The sequence below is a fragment of the Streptomyces sp. NPDC048637 genome (genome assembly GCF_040650675.1).
Classification (GTDB): Bacteria; Actinomycetota; Actinomycetes; order Streptomycetales; family Streptomycetaceae; genus Streptomyces.
This window is the reverse complement of sequence record NZ_JBEZHQ010000005.1, coordinates 340,574-356,562: the sequence shown is the minus strand read 5'-3', so window position 1 is coordinate 356,562 and position 15,989 is coordinate 340,574. Positions and strand designations below refer to the sequence as shown.

The 15,989-nt window shown below is 69.7% G+C and carries 16 protein-coding genes and 1 pseudogene; 8 read left to right on the top strand and 9 right to left on the bottom strand.

Going from position 1 to position 15,989, the window contains the following annotated elements; translation table 11 throughout:
- A pseudogene (locus tag AB0C46_RS10890) lies at positions 1-277 on the top strand (IS630 family transposase); the annotation flags it as partial.
- Here the strand turns inward: AB0C46_RS10890 and AB0C46_RS10885 are convergent.
- Positions 274-1,638 carry a transcriptional regulator gene (locus tag AB0C46_RS10885; RefSeq protein WP_362827426.1) on the bottom strand — a complete coding sequence of 455 codons (1,365 nt, stop codon included), beginning with the start codon at positions 1,636-1,638 and terminating at the stop codon, positions 274-276. The pseudogene AB0C46_RS10890 and the gene AB0C46_RS10885 overlap by 4 nt on opposite strands.
- Before the next feature lie 36 nt (positions 1,639-1,674).
- Between AB0C46_RS10885 and AB0C46_RS10880 the strand changes: the two genes are divergently transcribed.
- From AB0C46_RS10880 to AB0C46_RS10850, 7 genes are all read left to right on the top strand, one after another.
- Positions 1,675-1,875, top strand: coding sequence for a hypothetical protein (locus AB0C46_RS10880; protein WP_362827425.1), 201 nt, complete (start codon positions 1,675-1,677; stop codon positions 1,873-1,875).
- Positions 1,876-2,154: 279 nt separating this feature from the next.
- Positions 2,155-2,964: a hypothetical protein gene (locus tag AB0C46_RS10875; protein WP_362827424.1), complete on the top strand. Its 810-nt coding sequence runs from the start codon at positions 2,155-2,157 to the stop codon at positions 2,962-2,964.
- A 92-nt stretch (positions 2,965-3,056) separates the two neighbouring features.
- A complete protein-coding gene (locus AB0C46_RS10870; protein ID WP_362827423.1) occupies positions 3,057-3,944 on the top strand; it encodes an isocitrate lyase/phosphoenolpyruvate mutase family protein in 888 nt (295 codons plus the stop codon).
- Positions 3,945-3,970: 26 nt separating this feature from the next.
- A complete protein-coding gene (locus tag AB0C46_RS10865) occupies positions 3,971-4,450 on the top strand; it encodes a hypothetical protein (RefSeq protein ID WP_362827422.1) in 480 nt (159 codons plus the stop codon).
- Positions 4,440-5,075, top strand: a complete 636-nt coding sequence (locus AB0C46_RS10860) for a thiamine pyrophosphate-dependent enzyme (RefSeq protein WP_362827420.1) — start codon at positions 4,440-4,442, stop codon at positions 5,073-5,075. Before AB0C46_RS10865 ends, AB0C46_RS10860 begins: the two co-directional genes overlap by 11 nt.
- Positions 5,072-6,166 carry a hypothetical protein gene (locus tag AB0C46_RS10855; RefSeq protein ID WP_362827418.1) on the top strand — a complete coding sequence of 365 codons (1,095 nt, stop codon included), beginning with the start codon at positions 5,072-5,074 and terminating at the stop codon, positions 6,164-6,166. The genes AB0C46_RS10860 and AB0C46_RS10855 overlap by 4 nt, the downstream gene beginning before the upstream one ends.
- Positions 6,163-7,023 carry a TauD/TfdA family dioxygenase gene (locus AB0C46_RS10850; protein WP_362827417.1) on the top strand — a complete coding sequence of 287 codons (861 nt, stop codon included), beginning with the start codon at positions 6,163-6,165 and terminating at the stop codon, positions 7,021-7,023. Before AB0C46_RS10855 ends, AB0C46_RS10850 begins: the two co-directional genes overlap by 4 nt.
- Positions 7,024-7,097: 74 nt before the next feature.
- Here AB0C46_RS10850 and murF read toward each other — a convergent pair whose 3' ends face one another.
- The 8 genes from murF to AB0C46_RS10810 form a co-directional block, all read right to left on the bottom strand.
- Complete coding sequence (gene murF, locus AB0C46_RS10845; RefSeq protein ID WP_362827415.1) at positions 7,098-8,486, bottom strand: UDP-N-acetylmuramoyl-tripeptide--D-alanyl-D-alanine ligase; 1,389 nt, start codon at positions 8,484-8,486, stop codon at positions 7,098-7,100.
- A gap of 133 nt (positions 8,487-8,619) precedes the next feature.
- Complete coding sequence (locus tag AB0C46_RS10840) at positions 8,620-8,982, bottom strand: VOC family protein (protein ID WP_362827414.1); 363 nt, start codon at positions 8,980-8,982, stop codon at positions 8,620-8,622.
- Positions 8,983-9,191: 209 nt separating this feature from the next.
- A complete protein-coding gene (locus AB0C46_RS10835) occupies positions 9,192-9,683 on the bottom strand; it encodes an NUDIX hydrolase (protein WP_362827412.1) in 492 nt (163 codons plus the stop codon).
- On the bottom strand, positions 9,680-10,099 hold the full coding sequence (locus tag AB0C46_RS10830; protein ID WP_362827410.1) for a MazG-like family protein: 420 nt from the start codon (positions 10,097-10,099) through the stop codon (positions 9,680-9,682). The genes AB0C46_RS10835 and AB0C46_RS10830 overlap by 4 nt, the downstream gene beginning before the upstream one ends.
- Positions 10,096-12,432, bottom strand: a complete 2,337-nt coding sequence (gene fxlM / locus AB0C46_RS10825) for a methyltransferase, FxLD system (RefSeq protein ID WP_362827408.1) — start codon at positions 12,430-12,432, stop codon at positions 10,096-10,098. The genes AB0C46_RS10830 and fxlM overlap by 4 nt, the downstream gene beginning before the upstream one ends.
- Positions 12,433-12,663: 231 nt before the next feature.
- Positions 12,664-13,107, bottom strand: a complete 444-nt coding sequence (locus tag AB0C46_RS10820) for a GFA family protein (protein ID WP_362827407.1) — start codon at positions 13,105-13,107, stop codon at positions 12,664-12,666.
- Positions 13,104-14,297 (bottom strand): protein-L-isoaspartate O-methyltransferase, encoded by a 1,194-nt coding sequence (locus AB0C46_RS10815; RefSeq protein WP_362827405.1) that lies wholly within the window; start codon positions 14,295-14,297, stop codon positions 13,104-13,106. The genes AB0C46_RS10820 and AB0C46_RS10815 overlap by 4 nt, the downstream gene beginning before the upstream one ends.
- Before the next feature lie 137 nt (positions 14,298-14,434).
- On the bottom strand, positions 14,435-15,907 hold the full coding sequence (locus AB0C46_RS10810) for an NUDIX domain-containing protein (protein ID WP_362827404.1): 1,473 nt from the start codon (positions 15,905-15,907) through the stop codon (positions 14,435-14,437).
- Between the last annotated feature and the right edge of the window lie 82 nt (positions 15,908-15,989).

The window sequence follows — 15,989 nt, the reverse complement described above, 5'->3', positions numbered from 1 at the left end:
CAAGACCTGGCTGATTGCGCACCCCCGCTTCCACCTGCACTTCACACCCACCGGATCATCCTGGCTCAACCTGGTGGAACGCTGGTTCGCAGAGCTCACGAACAAGCAGATACGGCGAGGCGTCCACAAGAGCGTCCAGGCCCTGGAGAAGGACATCCGGACCTGGATCGCCGACTGGAACACCAACCCCAGGCCATACGTCTGGACGAAGACCGCCGACGAGATCCTCGAACGCCTCGCCGGCTATCTGAAACGAATTCCTAACTCAGGACACTAGGCGGTGAGCGCATTCTGGGCTCGGTCGTGGAACTCGCGGGTGCTGAGGGTGTCGAACGCGGCGAGTCGCCCGGCCAGGCTCAGCAGGGGCTCTGTGGTACGGCGCGAGCTGATGGACTCCGCCAGATCGAGTGCGTCACTTGCTGTGGTGCATGCGCGTTCGATCTCGCCGTGCTCGAAGTAGGCGTCGGCCTGGCGTGTGAGGTAGAGCGCTCGCGTACGCACGCACTCGGGATCGAAGAGGGCGTGAGCTTGTGCGAACCCGTGTGCAGCGGAGGCCGGCTGGCCCATGTCGTGGTGGCTGGATGCACGGGCGGCGAGGAGTTCGGCCTCGTCGAACCAGTAGGCCCAGTCCGGGTCTTGGTGGCCGTTCGCTTCGGCCAGGAGGCTCTGGGCTCGGTCGAAGTCGCTCCAGCATGCAGGGTCGCCCAGGTGGGCGCGGGCGCGACCGCGACGAGAGGTGAGGAGCGCTTCGACTCGGGGGGTGGCACGGCTGCGTACGGCGGTGAGTCCGGTGGAGGCCATATTCGCGGCGTCGTGCAGTCGGCCGGTGTTGTAGGCGGCGGCGCTCCAGAAGGCGAGAACGTTTGCGCCGAGGGCGGTGTCTCCTGCGATGTGAGCGCAGCGGAGGGCGGTGTCGAATGCGTCGTCGGCGACTTCGCCTTCGACATCGAAGAGTGCGGCGGCCAGCTGGCGGGCGAGGTCGGCGGCGGCTGCGTAGAGGCGGCGGCGGTGGGCGTCAGTGCAGGAACGGTTGCGCAGTAGGCCGGATACCAGGGCGAGGGCGCTGGAGGTCTCGTCGATGATGCCGCCGCCCCCGTCGAGGTCGTCCATGCGGTGCAGTTTGCGGACCCGGCCTTCGAGCCTCGCGACGGCAGTCTCGCCGATCTTGTTGCCGTGGGTGAGCTGGCCGGCCGCGGCCGGGTCCGCGGTGATCCAGGCAAGGAGAGAAGCCGTCAGGGTTCCGCCGGCGATCAGGACGAGTTTCCTGCGAGTGGTGTCCATGGCGCCTCCTTGGAGCGTGGCGAGAGCCTGGGTGGCGCCGACGGATGTCCAGGGGCGTGGTGCGGGCCGTTGGGCAGGGTCCTCGGACAGCCACTCCGGCCATGGTCGCTCATCGACCGCCGTGAGGGGAATGCCGAATAACTCGGCGAGGAGAAGCTGTGTTGCTCTGTCCGGGGTGCGGCCGTGTTCCCAGTACCAGATGCCGTCTCGCCCGGTGTTGAGCGGGTGCCCGCGCTTCTCGCTCAACTCCCGCAACTTGCGAGCGGTCTCCGCCCGGCGCCAACCGCGAGCGTCGATGGCCCGGGTCAGCAGGTAGCCGAGGGCCTTCGGGCTGGTCTGAAGCCGGTACCTGTCCATCGGTGCCTCCGCCGAGCGCTTGGTCCATCACACGAGGTGATCGACAGTAGCGAGACGGGGTATCTCCTGGCAGTGGGCTGGGCGTTGCTCCTTGTTGCTCGTGAGCGCAACGGACAGCAACACCCGATCCCCTTCCCGCCCGGCGGCGGGCTGCGCCAGCCTGAGCGCACCGATCGGACCTTCTCCCGGGTACGCCGTGCGCACTCCGGCACTCTCGGGCTGTTCATGGAGGCGTAGATGAGCACTGAGCCGACTGTCCATCCGCAAGACAGCAGCCTGTACGAGATCCTCTATCGGGGCGCCCGCGTCCGCTTGGCCGGGCCCCCGGCTCTTGGCCAGGCGCTGCGTGGGCCGTTCGAGTCGTACGGCGCCCAGACCGTGGTTGATAGCGGTGATGGCGTCGTACCTGTGGTGTCGGTGCGGCACTTTCGCGGGGTGCCCGAAGGGCCGGGCTGGGAGAGAATGAGGCTTCCTCACGGGGGCGGTGACTTTCTCGCAGTGCCGCGGGGTGCCAGCATGGTGCACGATGGGCCGCCGCTCTCGATCGTCACCGTGGGGGAGCCCTCGATCTCCGTCGCACAGTTCGGGTCGGAGAGCGCCCATCTGCCGTTCGTGCACTACCTCGTGAAGTATCCGCTTCGGCGCGCCGTCGAGCGTCAGGGAGCGGTGCTCGCTCATTCCTCCGCGGTGCAAATCGCACCTGGGGCTTGCTGCTTGTTCCTCGGCCCTCACAGGGCAGGCAAGACGACGGTGTTCGTCGAGATGATCACCCGCGGTCTGTCTGCCCTGGGGAACGACGCCACGCTGCTCGCGCCTGCCGGCGACCAGGTTGAGGCGGCGGCCTGGCCTCATGTCGTACGGATCGACGAGGGAACCGTACGGTGCAACCGCGTGCTGGGAGCCCTGCCGGAGGACTGGGCACCGCGAAACCGCCGGGACGGCAAGGCCGAGGTGTTCTTCTCACGTCTCGACGAGGTGTTCTCCCGACCGATCGCCGCGCCTCCTGCGCGCGTGGCGGCCGTTGTCGACCTGGGCCTTGACACCACCAGCACCGGGTTGGCCGTACGGCGCCTGACTCCGCCCGAGAAGCGCGCATTCATCGGAGAGCGGCTGATCGAGGACCGGTTGCCGACCGGATGGCTGCCCGGCTGGACATGGCAGCCCGACCCTGCACCGGTACGGGTGGTGGCGGACCTCTTGATCGACAGCGCCCCGATGTACCGGGTGCGTGTCGGAGTCGCCACCAGCAGGTGGGCGGACGCGCTCGCCGATTGGGTGCGCTCCTTGGAGCCGCACGGCGCCCCGGAGCCTGCCCTCGTCCCATGAGCCTGCCGGCGGCTAACCCTTTGCACGGGTCGCCGGGTTCCGCACGGAGCAGCACTCGCTGTCTCCGCTTCACTGCACTGAAGGGAATTCCCATGACCTTTGCCGTGGAAGAAGCCGTGGTCTCGTCCCGGCTGGCACAGTCCCTCTCCAGGGCCGAGGCCGAACGTACTGCGCTGCGAGCGGTGGGCGCGGCCAGCGCCCTGTCGGCCCGGGTCGCCGTCGAAGCCGGCTTCGACGCCCTGTGGGTCTCGGGCCTGGAGGTCTCCACCTCGCTGGGGCTGCCGGACGAGAACGTGCTCGGGCCCCGCGATCTAGCCGACGTGGTCAGCGTCCTCGGTCGGAGCGCCGCTGGCCTCCCCGTGATCGTGGACATCGACAACGCCGGCGGTTCGGTGGCCACCGCGCACCGCTTCGGCGCCGACCTGACGGCGGCCGGTGCAGCAGCACTGTGCCTGGAGGACAGCACCTATCCCAAGGTCAACAGCTTCGCCGAGCACCGCCACCAGCAGCTCGCCGAGACCGCGTTAGTGGTCGACCAACTCGCCGCGCTGCGCGAGGCCACGGCCACGCAGACCCTGCTGATCGCACGCACCGAAATGCTGATCTGCGGCGGCACACTGCCCGAAGCGCTGGAGAGGGCGCACACCTATACCGAGGCCGGCGCGGACGCGGTACTGGTCCACTCCAAGGACCGCAGCGGCGCGCAGGCCCTGGAAACCGCCGCCGCCTGGAACGGCCGAGTCCCCTTGGTCACCGTCCCCACCGCGTTCCCGCACCACGGGCCTCAGGAGCTGGGCGAGGCCGGCTTCTCGCTGGTCATCTACGCCAACCAGTTCACCCGCGCAGCCCTGGCGGCGATGACGGCCGCCGCCGCGCACTTCGCCGCCACCGGCTCGTTCAGCGCCCCCGGGGGACCGCCGCTGGCCGACGTCCAGACGCTGCTCCGCATCGGCAACCCCTCCGCCCGTTCCTGCCTGTGACGTCTGGCACCCAGAAAAGAAGCGAGGTGACGATGCAGACCCTGGACCAGCAACTGCTCGGGTTGGGATTCGACTGCGCCGTCGGCGTACCGGACTCCCACCTGAGCGCGCTCATGGAGCAGGTGGCGCAGTCCATCCCCGTCCATATCGCTCCGCGGGAAGACGTGGCGGTGGCCACAGCCTGCGGACTGAAGCTCGGCGGAGCCCGGCCGATGCTCTACATGAAGAACGCGGGCCTGTTCACCTGCGGCGACGCCCTGCTGTCCCTGGCACGCGACATGGAGGTGAGCCTGTTCATGCTCGTCGGCTGGGCCGGTGTGGGCAGCGACCATCTGCCGCATCACGTGGTCTCCGGCGAGCGAACCACCCCCTTCCTGGACAGCCTCGGCATCCCCTGGCGCATCGCCGGCGACATCGAGGAGACCGCCGGCTGGTACGAGAAGTGCCGCCGTCAGCGCACCCACTGCGCGTTGCTTCTGCCCCCGGGAGGCACCCATGGCCACTAGGACCGCCATCGCCCGTACAGCCGTCGCGACGGCGTCGCGCCGGGGCTGGCCGCTGTTCACCGGCAACGGCCTCCTGTGCCGAGAGGTCATGACCCTGGCCGACCCGGGCCAGCACCCCGTACTGCCGCTTCACGGCGGAATGGGACTGGCGGGAGGTGTCGCGGCCGGCTACCTGCTGGCCCGGCCAAACTCCGGCGCCATCGTTCTGGAAGGCGACGGCAACCACCTCATGGGGTGGGGCTGCGCGCAGCTCATCGGTGCCCTCGGGCTGCCGCTCGTCCATATCGTCAGCTCCAACGGCGTCTACCGAAGCACCGGAGGACAGCGCGTACCCGGCCCATCCGACACAGGCCGTGTACACGCAGCGGCCAAGGTGCTCGGCTACCGGCACGCGTTCAGCAGCAGCACCGCCGGCGAGCTGGACGACGCCCTCGCCCAGGCCGTGCTCCTGGACGGCCCCAGCCTGCTGTACGTGACAGAGGACCCCGCACCGCAGGCGCCACCGCGCAGCGCGTTCGTCACCGCGGACTACGCCGAAGCACTCACTAAGTCCGTCCCCTTGACGACGGGACCTTCCGAGCACGGAGAACGGGCGCAGGGCCGCTCGGGGAGGGGGGAGCGGTGAAGCTGTCGGACTTTCCCGCACTGCAGGCCACGACCATCCGAGGAGACCTGAGCCGGTTCGGCACCGAGGTGCGGGAAGGGCTCGGGAAGGAAGGAGACGTCGTACTCGTCCGGGTCGTCGACCCGGGTGGGGTCGTCTTCCTCGTGGACTCACAGGAGGCCCGCCACCCGGTACGGGCAGGCACTGTCCTGCTGGGCGTCCTCGCCAACCGGGACTCCACCACCCACGCCTCCGGAGGACTGCCCGCGGACGGTATCCCGATCGCCGAGGGCACCCAGCTGTCATGGCTGGGAGGGCAGAGCGGACTCCTCGGGATCGAGAGCTGGTCACCGGCCACGGGCAACGCCCAAGGAGCACAGGCTTCCGCCACCGTGGAGGCGATCGGCCTGCTGGCGGGGCCCACCGGGGCGGTCAACACCGCCCAGCTCGCGCGAACCCCTGCCGTAGAGCAGGCCACCGCGCCGGTCCTGGTCATATGCGGCACCGCGGCCGAGGTGGGCAAGACGACGCTCGCGGGCCGCATGATCGACCATCTCGTCAATCTCATGGGCCTCCACGTGGTGGCGATCAAGCCCACGGGCTCGGGCGGCATCGCCGACTCCCTCGCCCACCGGAAGGCCGGCGCGTCCGCCACCGTCGACCTCGTGGACTGCGGACTGCCCTCCTCCTACACCAGCGCGGAGCGGTTCGCCGCCCAGATAGGCCACTGCCTGCTGTACGCCGAAGAACACCGGCCCGACCTGGTGGTCTGCGAACTCGGCGGCGACCTGATCTGGGGCAACAACGACACGTTCCTGCGTCAACCGGGGCTGCGACAGAAGATCGCTGGCGTGGTGTGCGTCTCAGGCGATGCCACCGGCGCTCTGGGCGCACGGGCCTTCCTGGAATCCGCAGGTCTTGGCGACCTCCCGGTCACCTACGCCCCGGCCCACACGCGCAACCCCGTCACGTTCCGGGCCCGGCTCGCTCACCTCGCACCACAACTGGCCGTGCTCGCTACCGCCGACCCAGACCTCATCCCCTACCTGCACCGTGTGGTCCACGCAGCAGGATCCGCAAGGCTCAGCGCCCAGGAGACGACTCGACCATGAACCAGATCGGCAAGGACTCCGCCGGGCTCTTCGGGAAGCCGATCGGCGCCGCGACAGGCCCCGACGGACTCGTGAACCGGGTCATGCAGCGACTGGCCGACCACAGGGCCGCACTTATCCAAGGCTTCCCCACCACCGACGCCGAGCAGTACATCGGCTTCCTGCGCTACTTCGGGCGGCCGTTGGAGAACTACGGCGCGGGGTCAACCAGCACGGCCTACACCCTGCACCCCAACATCAACGTTGTCCGCTGCTCCACAACCGGCACGCGCGTGCAGGAGCAAGGCGGGCCGCTTCCCGCGCACTCCGCACGGGCGTTCAGCAAGAGTCGCCCGAAGTACATCGCCATGCTGATGACCACCGACGGCTGGCCGGCCGAGCCCGGCGAAGCTGGCGAATCCACGATCATCCGGTGGTCCGACGCACTGCGCCAGATGCGCCAAAGCACACCCGACACCTACAGCGCGGACCACGCCCTGCTGACCCGGGCCCCCCTCCGCATCACTGCCCAGCACGTCGTCGACGAGTGGTCGACCCTGCCCCTGCTCTACGACCTGGACGACGCAACCTGCGACGAAGACCTCGGAGCCCGCTACTCCCTCGCGATACTCGACCAGCTCCCCCGGATGGCGATGGACGACGAAGTCCGCACGCAGTACGCCGAAGCTCTCGGCCACTTCGCCCAGGCCGCCAACCACCCCGCCGTCCGCTACACCCACACTCTTCGCCCGGGCGAGATGATCATCCTGGACAACGACCGCTTCGGCCACGGCCGTCTGTCCTTCCCCCACACTCGCACCGAAGACGGGCAGCTCACCGTCAACCCACGCACGCTGTGGTCCTGCGTCCTGGGCTGACGCCCCGATCCATCCCTGTGGGCGGGGGCGACGGTCTCCCACGAGGCCGTCGCCCCCGCCCGTGCGTGACCGCTCTACCTTCCTGTCGACTCGTCCAGCAGGTCGCGGACGAGGGCCTGGAGCCCAGCTCCCAGGCTTGCCTTCACCAAGACCAGGTCTCCGGGCCTCAGCAGCCCGGCCAGCAGGTCAGCGGCAGCACCGCGGTCAGCAGTCAGGTGGGTTACCGCCCCCTTCGCCGCTGCGCCAGCCACCACCTGACCGGCCTCAACACCGCCGACGCCGACCACCACCTCCACGCCGAGTCCGCCGGCCAGCTCGCCCACCGCGCGGTGCTCCGCAGGCGACTCCGCCCCCAGCTCCCGCATCTCCCCGATAACAGCGACCGTCCGCCGGTCAGCGCCGCCCACCGACGTCAGAGCCCGAAGCGCCGCCGCCATGGAGTCCGGGTTCGCGTTGTACGCATCGTCGATCACCGTGACCCCGTCGGCCCGCTCGTGCAGCTGCATCCGGCTCCCCGTAGTCGCCACCGCGCAACTCAACGCGTCCGCGATCTCCGCAGTACCCATCCCCAGCGTGTACGCGACAGCCGCCGTGGCGAGCGCATTGGACACCTGATGCACCCCCAGCAACTGCAGCGTCACGGAGGCCTTCCCGGCCGGGGTGAGCAGATCGAAGCGCGGCCGGCCGCGCTCATCCAGCTCGACGTTCTCGGCCCGGATATGTGCCTGCGGGCTACAGCCGAAGTACGTCACCGGCGCCTTACTGCGCGATGCCATGGCTGCCACCAGCGGATCGTCGAGGTTCAGCAGCGCCGTACCATCGGACGACAGAGCCTCGACCAGCTCACCCTTGGCCTGCGCAGTCGCCTCCCGGCCGCCGAACTCTCCCGCATGCGCCGACCCCACGTTCAGAACCAACGACACGTCCAGCGGGACCATCTCTGTCAGATAGGACAGGTGGCCGATTCCCCGTGCGCCCATTTCCAGCACCAGGTACTCGGTGTCCGAGGGTGCACCCAGCACCGTCAGCGGAACGCCGATCTCGTTGTTCTGCGACCCAGCCGTGACGATCGTCGAGCCGGACCGGCACAGCACCTGACCCAGCAAGTCCTTCGTGCTGGTCTTTCCGCTCGACCCGGTCACGCCGATGCACGTGGTGCCCAGCATCTTCTGGGCCGTCCAGGAAGTGAGCGTGCGCAGGGCGTCCAGCACATCCGCGACGACGATCGCCGGCCCTGCCACCGGCCGCGACGCCAGCACACCCACGGCCCCTGCGGCTACAGCTGCGCTCGCGAAGTCATGACCATCGACCTGGTCGCCGACGAAGGCGACGAACAGGCACCCATCGCGGGCCTGCCGGGAGTCGATGACCGTCGGGCCCGCCACCACGGCGTCCGGGTCGGGCACCTGGTGCAGTCGCCCCTGCACCACCTGGGCAATCTGGGCCAAGCTCATCGGCAGCATCCATGGCTCCGTCCACGAGACACAAGTCCCTCAGAACCTATCCCGGAGAGGAGGCGGCATCGCCGCATTGAGTTCCGGTACTGGCTTAGTCGCTGGGAGGGGCCGTGAAATCGCCAGGCAGGGCACGGCACGGTCATGGCCCGTCGATGCCAATGATGTTGCCGAAGGGGTCGACAACCTGTGCGATCTGGCGGCCGGTGCCGTCCCCGATGTCGAGGGGGCCCCGGTGCTGAGTGCACCCCTCGGCGAGCAGTTTCGTGAGTGCGGATTCGATGTCATCCACGGACCAGTACGGCACTGGGCTTCCGCCGCGCTTGTTGCGCTGTTCATCGAGCATGTGAAAGCCGAATTCGACGCCGCCGACGTCGAGCCAGGCGTAGACGTGGGTGCCGGCGACCTCGCGGTGTACGGGGGTGTCAAGGAGGTGAGACCACCACCCGGCGGCCTCGTCGGGGTCCTCGGCGAAGATCATGATGGTGCGGATGCCGGTGAACAAGATGCCTCCGTAGACATTGGCCGGCGCCGTGCAGGGACAGTTCGACTGCACGGCGGGCTGCTGGTGAATCGGTTGGGCGAGCGAGTCAGGCCGTCCTGGCTCCCTCGTACGACATCGGGGACCGCGTCCAGGGGAACTGCGGATTCCTCCACACGGGTACCGCTGGCCTGACGGGAGCGGAGTGGCGGGCCGCTCCGCTCCCGTGCGTGCTACGACGTCTCTTCGAGGTAGCAGGCCGCTCCGGTATGGCGGGCGCGGGCGACCGCTTGGAGCTGGGCGAAGGAGCGCGGCGACATCTCCTTCTTCCAGACGTCCAGCGGCTTGACGGCGACCTCGGTGTGTTCGTCCGGGTCCAGGACGATGCTGTTGATCTGCTGCTGGGTCAGCCGGCCACCGTCGAAGACGAAACCGACCTTGTGGGTGGTCCAGTTGCCCAGTGGCGGCAAGAAGTGCACGGCCAGCAGCCGCTGTTCGACGGTGAGACTTAAGCCCGTTTCTTCGAGGCACTCGCGGAGCGCGCACTGCCAGGGAGTTTCGCCTGGGTCCATGTTGCCGCCGGGCCACTGCCATAGGTCAGGGGTGCGCGCAGCACGTAGTTGGAGCGGGCGGTATGCCTCGTCGGTGACGAACAGGCACCCGTAGACGGTGGCCTTGGGCAGGGTCGCGATGTACTGCTCGGGAGGAATCCATGTGCCGCTCATGCCGTCTCCACATCTGCCGCGAGGCCGGCACTCGGTGCTGCCGGGAGGAACGTGGCCGCCTTTGCGTCGAGTTGGCGTTGGAGGTAGTGCTCGGCGTCGTCGGGGCGCATGCGAGCGAGGGCGACCATGCCCGTGATGATGACGTCGGCGACCTCGGCGTGGACGTCCTGCCAGGTGTGGCTGTCGCCCTTGCGGGGGTTGGTGCCGCGGGCACCGATGACGGCCTGGGAGGCTTCGCCGGTCTCCTCGGCGATCTTCAGCACCTGTAGGGTCCACTGCTGTGCCTGGCCCAGGCCGCGGGCGCCGTCGTGGGCCTCGAAGAGCCGGGCAAGCCGACCAACCGTCTCCCAGATGTCCGCCTCCACCGGGCCGGGCCCTGCCGACGGCGACGTCGTCTGCTCCGTCCTCGTGGTCATCGACTGCCTCCGGACTCTGCGAGAACCGCTGCTTCGGCCGTCCCCTGAGCGGCGGGAGGCTGGCCCGGCCACTGGAACACCAGACGGGAGGAGGTTTTGTCTAGGACGTGCCCGATGGGGAGTGCGTGGTCGGGAGTGCCTGCCGGGTGCACGGTCATTTCCGGGTAGCCGGTCCCGCGGACGTGCTGGTCCCAGGACCGTACGCAGGCGGCCATTCGCTCCGCCAGCTCGGTGCCGGCCGGGCCGACGGCGTGGACGACGAACTCGGAGCGGCGCTCCTCAGGTGTCTCGCCGTTCTTGACCAGGACGTAAGTGAGGTAGGCCATTGAGCCGTCCGCGACGGTGGCCGCGGCGTCCGCGCTGTGCGGAAGGTGGGCCAGAGCGGTGTTCCGGGCACCGGCCAGTCGGCAGAACGCCGGCAGGGTGGTGGCCGCATAGAGCTGGAGGGTCTCGAACGACTCGTTCCCCGCAACGGTGACGCCGGTGGGCAGCTCATATCGCGGGCCTCGCAACGCCTCTTCCAAGCCGGTGGGATCCGGGGGCGTGCCGTCCTCATGGCACAGCTGCAATTCGCCCCCGGCCAGGTCGATGATCGGGGTGGTGCGGGCGGCGGAACCGCGGTCGCGGACGAACCCGCAGTACGTCCAGTCGCGCGCGTGCAGCACGTCTCCGTGCCGCTGGAACGCGATGGCGCGGGTGTAGCCGTGGATCTCCAGCGGCAGCACCAGATACCGGCCCTCGGCCAACTGCTCCCGCCAAGCCGACGCAACATCCCAGCAGTTGTGGGTGATCACGCTGCCGTCGAAGCCTCCGCGCGGCAGGTGCCCGGGCGCACCGTGGCTGCCGTCGCCGAGCAGTACCGTCACCTGTCCGCTGCCGGCCTCGGCGGTGAACCGTCGGGTGCGTTGGACGACGTAGCGGTCGAGGTCCATGGTGACCACGCGTCCGGCCGGGGCGACGACGTGGGCGATCAGTTCGGCGTTGTAGCCGCCGGAACCGGCCTCGAACACCGTCATCCCGGGCTGCAGGCGCAGTTTCTCGATCATGTCGGCTTGCAGCCAGGGAGCGCTCACGGAACTGACGGCCGTACCGGTTTCGTCCCGGCTGGTGACGAGGGCAAGGTCGTCGTCGTAGGCGAGCCGCAACGGGTTTTCCGGGGCGAACCGGTGCCGCGGCACCGTCCGCAGTGCGTCTTGGACCGCAGAGGAGGGTGCCCAGCCTCCGGCGATGATGCGCTCGGTCATCTCCTGCCGCAGGCGGACCGCTTCGGCCGGTTCGCCGCCGACAGCCGGAGCCGCGAGCGCGTGCGGGTAGGAGTGTATCGGCGGCAGGCCGGGCAGGACGCCGGGCCATACCGCTTCCAGCGCGTGGGCGCTGGGTGTGAAGAGCGCTCCGAGGCCGGACAGCGCGTGCAGGTCGTGCCACTCCCACCGCCGGAACCGGTGCGGTTCCGGTAGGCCGAGCGTTCCGTCCCACGTGCTCATGCGCACCACCGCGGACAGCCGCCGGACGTCCGCCCGGTCGTCGTGGAGGATGGTCAGCAGGTGGGCATTGCAGATGTCGGCCGTCAGGCCGGTCTCTTCGGCCAACTCCCGTACCGCTGCCATCTGGAAAGACTCGCCAGCCTCGACGCGCCCGCCGGGCAGCTCCCACATGCCCTGTGTCGACCGGCCGAGCAGCACGCGCCCGGAGACGTCGGTGACCACCGCACACACCCCGACGACGGACTGCGGCTCCGGCCGGCCCTTCTCCACCGCGGTGAATTCCCCGGCGGGGCCGCGCAGCACGAGCACCGCCAGGTCCTCCGCCTCGAACCGCTCCATCTGCGACCACCCCTCCGCCAGCAGCGCGATCTCCTCCTCGTCGAGCACGATGTGCCGTCGCTCCTCCGGCGCGCTCACCGCCACGTGTGTAACCACCACCAGCGCACCGCGTGGTCGCAGGCTTGCAGCGAGGGCGTGCAGGACTCGGGTGCGATCGTGCAGGAGGGCGAACACCAGGCGCAGGGTGATCAGGTCGTACCCGTCGTCGCTCAGGTCGGCTGGATCGTCGTGCTCGATGTCCAGGCACAGCCACCGCACCCGCTCGGCGTCTGCGCGTTCCTTGCGGGCACGGGCCAGTGCGCCCTCGGCGGAGTCAACCGCATCGACGGTGTAGCCGAGTTCGGCGAGGAAGGCGGCGAGTTCGCCGGTGCCGCAGCCCAGCTCCAGAGCACGCCCGCCGTCCGGGGCGGGGGCGTGCCGGGTGATCAGGTTCCGTTCGCTGTCGCGGAGAGGCAGGAAGCCACCATCGTCGTCGTAGTGCTTGGGCCATTCGGCTCGGTCGTATGCCACAGCTTTCGCTCCTCGTCAGCAGTAGATGTACGGCGGTTCACGGGCGTGGGATGGCACGAAGGCGTGCCAGCGGACGGCATTACCCAGCCGGGCGGGCGCCGGGTTCGGCTTGGGCCGGACGCGGTGTCGGGGCACCGCTCCGTCGGGCACAGATCTGCGCTTGGGCGAGCGCGCACGGTCCGGATCGGACAGCGGGACGCTCACGCGTCCGGGGCACGGCTGAGTGGAGGGTCAGGTGATGCTGCGGTGCTGGGTGTCGGGAACCTGGGCCAGCCAGGCGACGGCGTCCTCGCGGAAGCTCTGGTTGACCGGCACGAGGCCGGTTGCGTCGTCCAGCGCGGACAGGGTGATCGCGATGCTGGTGGCCCCGTCGTCGAGAGCGCACAGCTGGCTGCCGCAGCCCGGGCAGAAGCCGCGCCGCGAATCCGGCCAGGTGTAGTGCCAGGCCGGCTCGCCGCCCTCTTCGGTCCACGTCAGACCGCTCAGAGGGAATGAGGCCCAGGACATCATCGGGCCACCCGACAGCTTCTGGCAGTGCGGGCAACTACAGGTGTGGGGGTAGTCGGCCTTCCCGACGATCGTGAACCGGATCCGCCGGCACAGGCATCCGCCGGACCGTACGGGGGTGCCGGGTTGCGTCCGCGTCGGCTCAATTCCGGTGGTGGTGTGCTTCATCGCGCTGCCTCCTCGGTTTCTGTGTCGGGCGCGGGGAGTCGCCAGGTCAAGGCGCCCGGTCCGTGGCCGGCGCTCACCCGCTGTTCGCCATCGGGCTCCAGGTCGAGCCGGTAGCTTTCCGGCTCGCCGGCGGCCCGCCAGCGGAGGGCCGTTTCGTGGATCTCGGCCCAGATGTCCCGTGGTCCACTGGCGGTGACCTCCCATGTGCCGGTCCTGTCCGGGTGGGCGACCATCCAGGAGCCGCAGTCGGGCGCGCCGATCGCCAGGTCTCCGACTCCCCGGTGCCGCACCAGGCCCGGGTGCAGCGCGTCCAGCGCGAGCCAGAAGCCGCGGGCCTCCTCCGGCGGCGGCACCGCAGACGAGCGGAAGGGCCGGACCTCTGCACCGTCGGCGTGCCGGGTCTCGGTGCGCTCGCGGAGCTGCCGGGACAGGAAGAGCTGCTTGCGGCCGTGCCCCGCGCGGTGGGCGAACTCCACCGCCCGCAGTTGCGAGACGATCCGCCCCTCCGGATGCCGGGAGACCACGGCCAGTGCGGGCCACGACGGCGACGCCGTCGTGATGTGGACCAATAGCCTGCCTCCGGGCGCGAGTTGGCTGACCAACGCTTCCGGCACGCGCGGGAGGGCGAAGGAGACGAATATCCGGTCGTACGGGGCGCCCTTGGCCCAGCCGTCCTGTCCGTACCGGCTCACCACGGCGGGCCGGTACCCGAGTGCCTTCAGTCGCGCTTGGGCGGCCGTCGCGATGTTCCGGTCGCGGTCGAGGGTGACCACCGCGGTGGGCCCGCAGATGTGGCAGGCCACCGCCGCGGTCACCGCGGCGCCGGTGCCGATGTCGAGCACCCGCTGCCCGGGGTGCAGATCCAGCTCCTCCAGTAAGGAGGAGGTCAGGCTCATCACGGTCGACATGGACGTGATCGCCCCGTCCGAGCGAGCACCTCTCGGCCGGTCCAGGAGCGGCTCCCCGTCGTGCTGGATGAGCACGCTCTCGCCGCCATAGAGCACCGCCAGCAGCTCCTCGCGGTCACCCGCTTCCGACCAGTCCAGCAGGTCCCAGCGCGGCGGACGTTCATCGAGCGCGCTGCGGCGGACGTACGCCTGCGGCATCAGCACCTCGCGAGGCAGCGCGAGCAGGGCCTCACGCACCAGGCCGGGGACGAGGGCACCGGCCGCCTCCAGTCGGGCGACCATCTGTGCCCGCGCGGATGCGGCTTCACCTGCGCGGGCGGCTCCTGGGCCGCCCGCCCCTGTCGGCCGGTCCCTGCCCCGCCGGGGTGGCACGCCGCCTTGCGTGCTGGTTCGGTCCGTTCCTCGGCTCTCCTCAGCGGTCATGACCAGCCCATCTCCGTATAGAGGCGGCCTGCACGGATGCCTTCGATGGCGGCCCGGGTATACGGAACGACCGGCTCGGGGAGCTCTTCGGGATTCCAGAAGCGCCAGCCGATGCATTTGTCGGGCTCCCGGATCTCGGGACTCCCGGACCAGGACCGGGCACGGAAGACCAATCCCATCCGCGGGGTGTAGCCGGAGGCGTCCACGAGGTGGACCACGTGGGCGAGTTCGACGTCTCCGGGGTCGATCACCAGCCCGGCTTCCTCCTGCGCCTCCCGCACGAGGCAGGTCACGGCGCTTTCGCGCTCGCAGTGGCCCGCGAGGAAGTGGTGCATGGAGGCGGCGTAGGCCGAGTCGGGGTGGCGCAGCCCGAGCAGCACTCGCCCTTCGGTGTCCTCCAGGTAGAGGTGGACGCCGATGACGTTCAGAACGGCCACGCTCGGCGCGGGTACCTGCGTGGTCGGCGGACGGGGCGTCCCCGCGAGCCCGGACCCGCCTGCACGTGCAGCGTGGCGCTTCACCAGGTCGACGGTTGAGGGGCTGATCCGCAGCCGGGGGAGGACCTCCGGGTCGAACCACGCCAGCATCACGCCTTCGGTCAGGGTGAGGTCGGCAGGGGCGCCGTTCCAGCGGCCCGAGTAGATGGCGATGGAGATCGTTGCGCCGTCGTCGCTGCGTGCTTCCTCGACGGCGAACGGCTCCAAGTCCGGCAGATCGAGGCTGGCTTCTTCCCGCAGTTCCCTGCGGACGGTCTCTTCCAGCGACCGGTCCTGCGCTTCACGGCCGCCTCCCAGGAGCGACCAGGCTCCCGGTTCCCAGATGCCGGGAACGTCATCACGCAGGTGAAGGAGGTACTGTCCGGCGTCGTTGTGGATCAGGGCCGAGGCATTCACTGGCTCGGCTACGGCGGCGGAGGAGCCGAGCTTGAGCAGCTTTTCGCGCAGCGTGGGCGAGGTGACACGGTCCAGGGGGCGCCACTCCCACCCGGAGACTTCTTCGGCTTGGAGGGTGATGGCCGCCTCGCGCTCGACGAGGCGGAAGGGGAAGCGCAGGTCGTAGTGCTGGTGGGCCGATTCGTTCTTCGCCGGACTGGCGTCGATGTCGTGCACATCGATGTCCAAGGGCACACTGGCGTACCCGGGCCAGGCGGATACGGCGTGTGGTGGGATGCCGGCCTCTTCGTGCAGTTCGCGCAGGGCCGCCGCGGCGAGCGTCTCATCGCCGGGCTCGGTGTGGCCGCCAGGGGCGAGGACCTTCCCGCTGGCACGGTGATGGATGTGCAGCACCCGGCCGGTGTCGTCGATCAGGATGGCGCCACAGGTCACGTGGCCGGGGAGGGTAGTGCGACTGGTCGGGTCGGCAGGGCAGTCGAGAGCCGTCAGGAGAGCGTCAAGGCCGGAACGCTCGTCCGGGTGGCGTTCGAGATACGCCTCGACGGTGCTGCGGATGAGGGAGCGGCTGGGCGGCATGTCATCACCTCGGAATCGACAGGGGGGTCGGCGCCGGAGCGCCGCCTGGGGAGGGTGTTCGGCGGGGTTCTGTGAGCAGTGC

Bases quoted from the DNA above. Each gene is read 5' to 3' on its own strand.
- AB0C46_RS10885 (WP_362827426.1), bottom strand. From the start codon at position 1,638: ATGGACAGGTACCGGCTTCAGACCAGCCCGAAGGCCCTCGGCTACCTG.
- AB0C46_RS10875 (WP_362827424.1), top strand. From the start codon at position 2,155: ATGGTGCACGATGGGCCGCCGCTCTCGATCGTCACCGTGGGGGAGCCC.
- AB0C46_RS10870 (WP_362827423.1), top strand. From the start codon at position 3,057: ATGACCTTTGCCGTGGAAGAAGCCGTGGTCTCGTCCCGGCTGGCACAG.
- AB0C46_RS10860 (WP_362827420.1), top strand. From the start codon at position 4,440: ATGGCCACTAGGACCGCCATCGCCCGTACAGCCGTCGCGACGGCGTCG.
- AB0C46_RS10850 (WP_362827417.1), top strand. From the start codon at position 6,163: ATGAACCAGATCGGCAAGGACTCCGCCGGGCTCTTCGGGAAGCCGATC.
- murF (WP_362827415.1), bottom strand. From the start codon at position 8,486: ATGCTGCCGATGAGCTTGGCCCAGATTGCCCAGGTGGTGCAGGGGCGA.
- AB0C46_RS10835 (WP_362827412.1), bottom strand. From the start codon at position 9,683: ATGAGCGGCACATGGATTCCTCCCGAGCAGTACATCGCGACCCTGCCC.
- AB0C46_RS10830 (WP_362827410.1), bottom strand. From the start codon at position 10,099: ATGACCACGAGGACGGAGCAGACGACGTCGCCGTCGGCAGGGCCCGGC.
- AB0C46_RS10820 (WP_362827407.1), bottom strand. From the start codon at position 13,107: ATGAAGCACACCACCACCGGAATTGAGCCGACGCGGACGCAACCCGGC.
- AB0C46_RS10815 (WP_362827405.1), bottom strand. From the start codon at position 14,297: ATGGTCGCCCGACTGGAGGCGGCCGGTGCCCTCGTCCCCGGCCTGGTG.
- AB0C46_RS10810 (WP_362827404.1), bottom strand. From the start codon at position 15,907: ATGCCGCCCAGCCGCTCCCTCATCCGCAGCACCGTCGAGGCGTATCTC.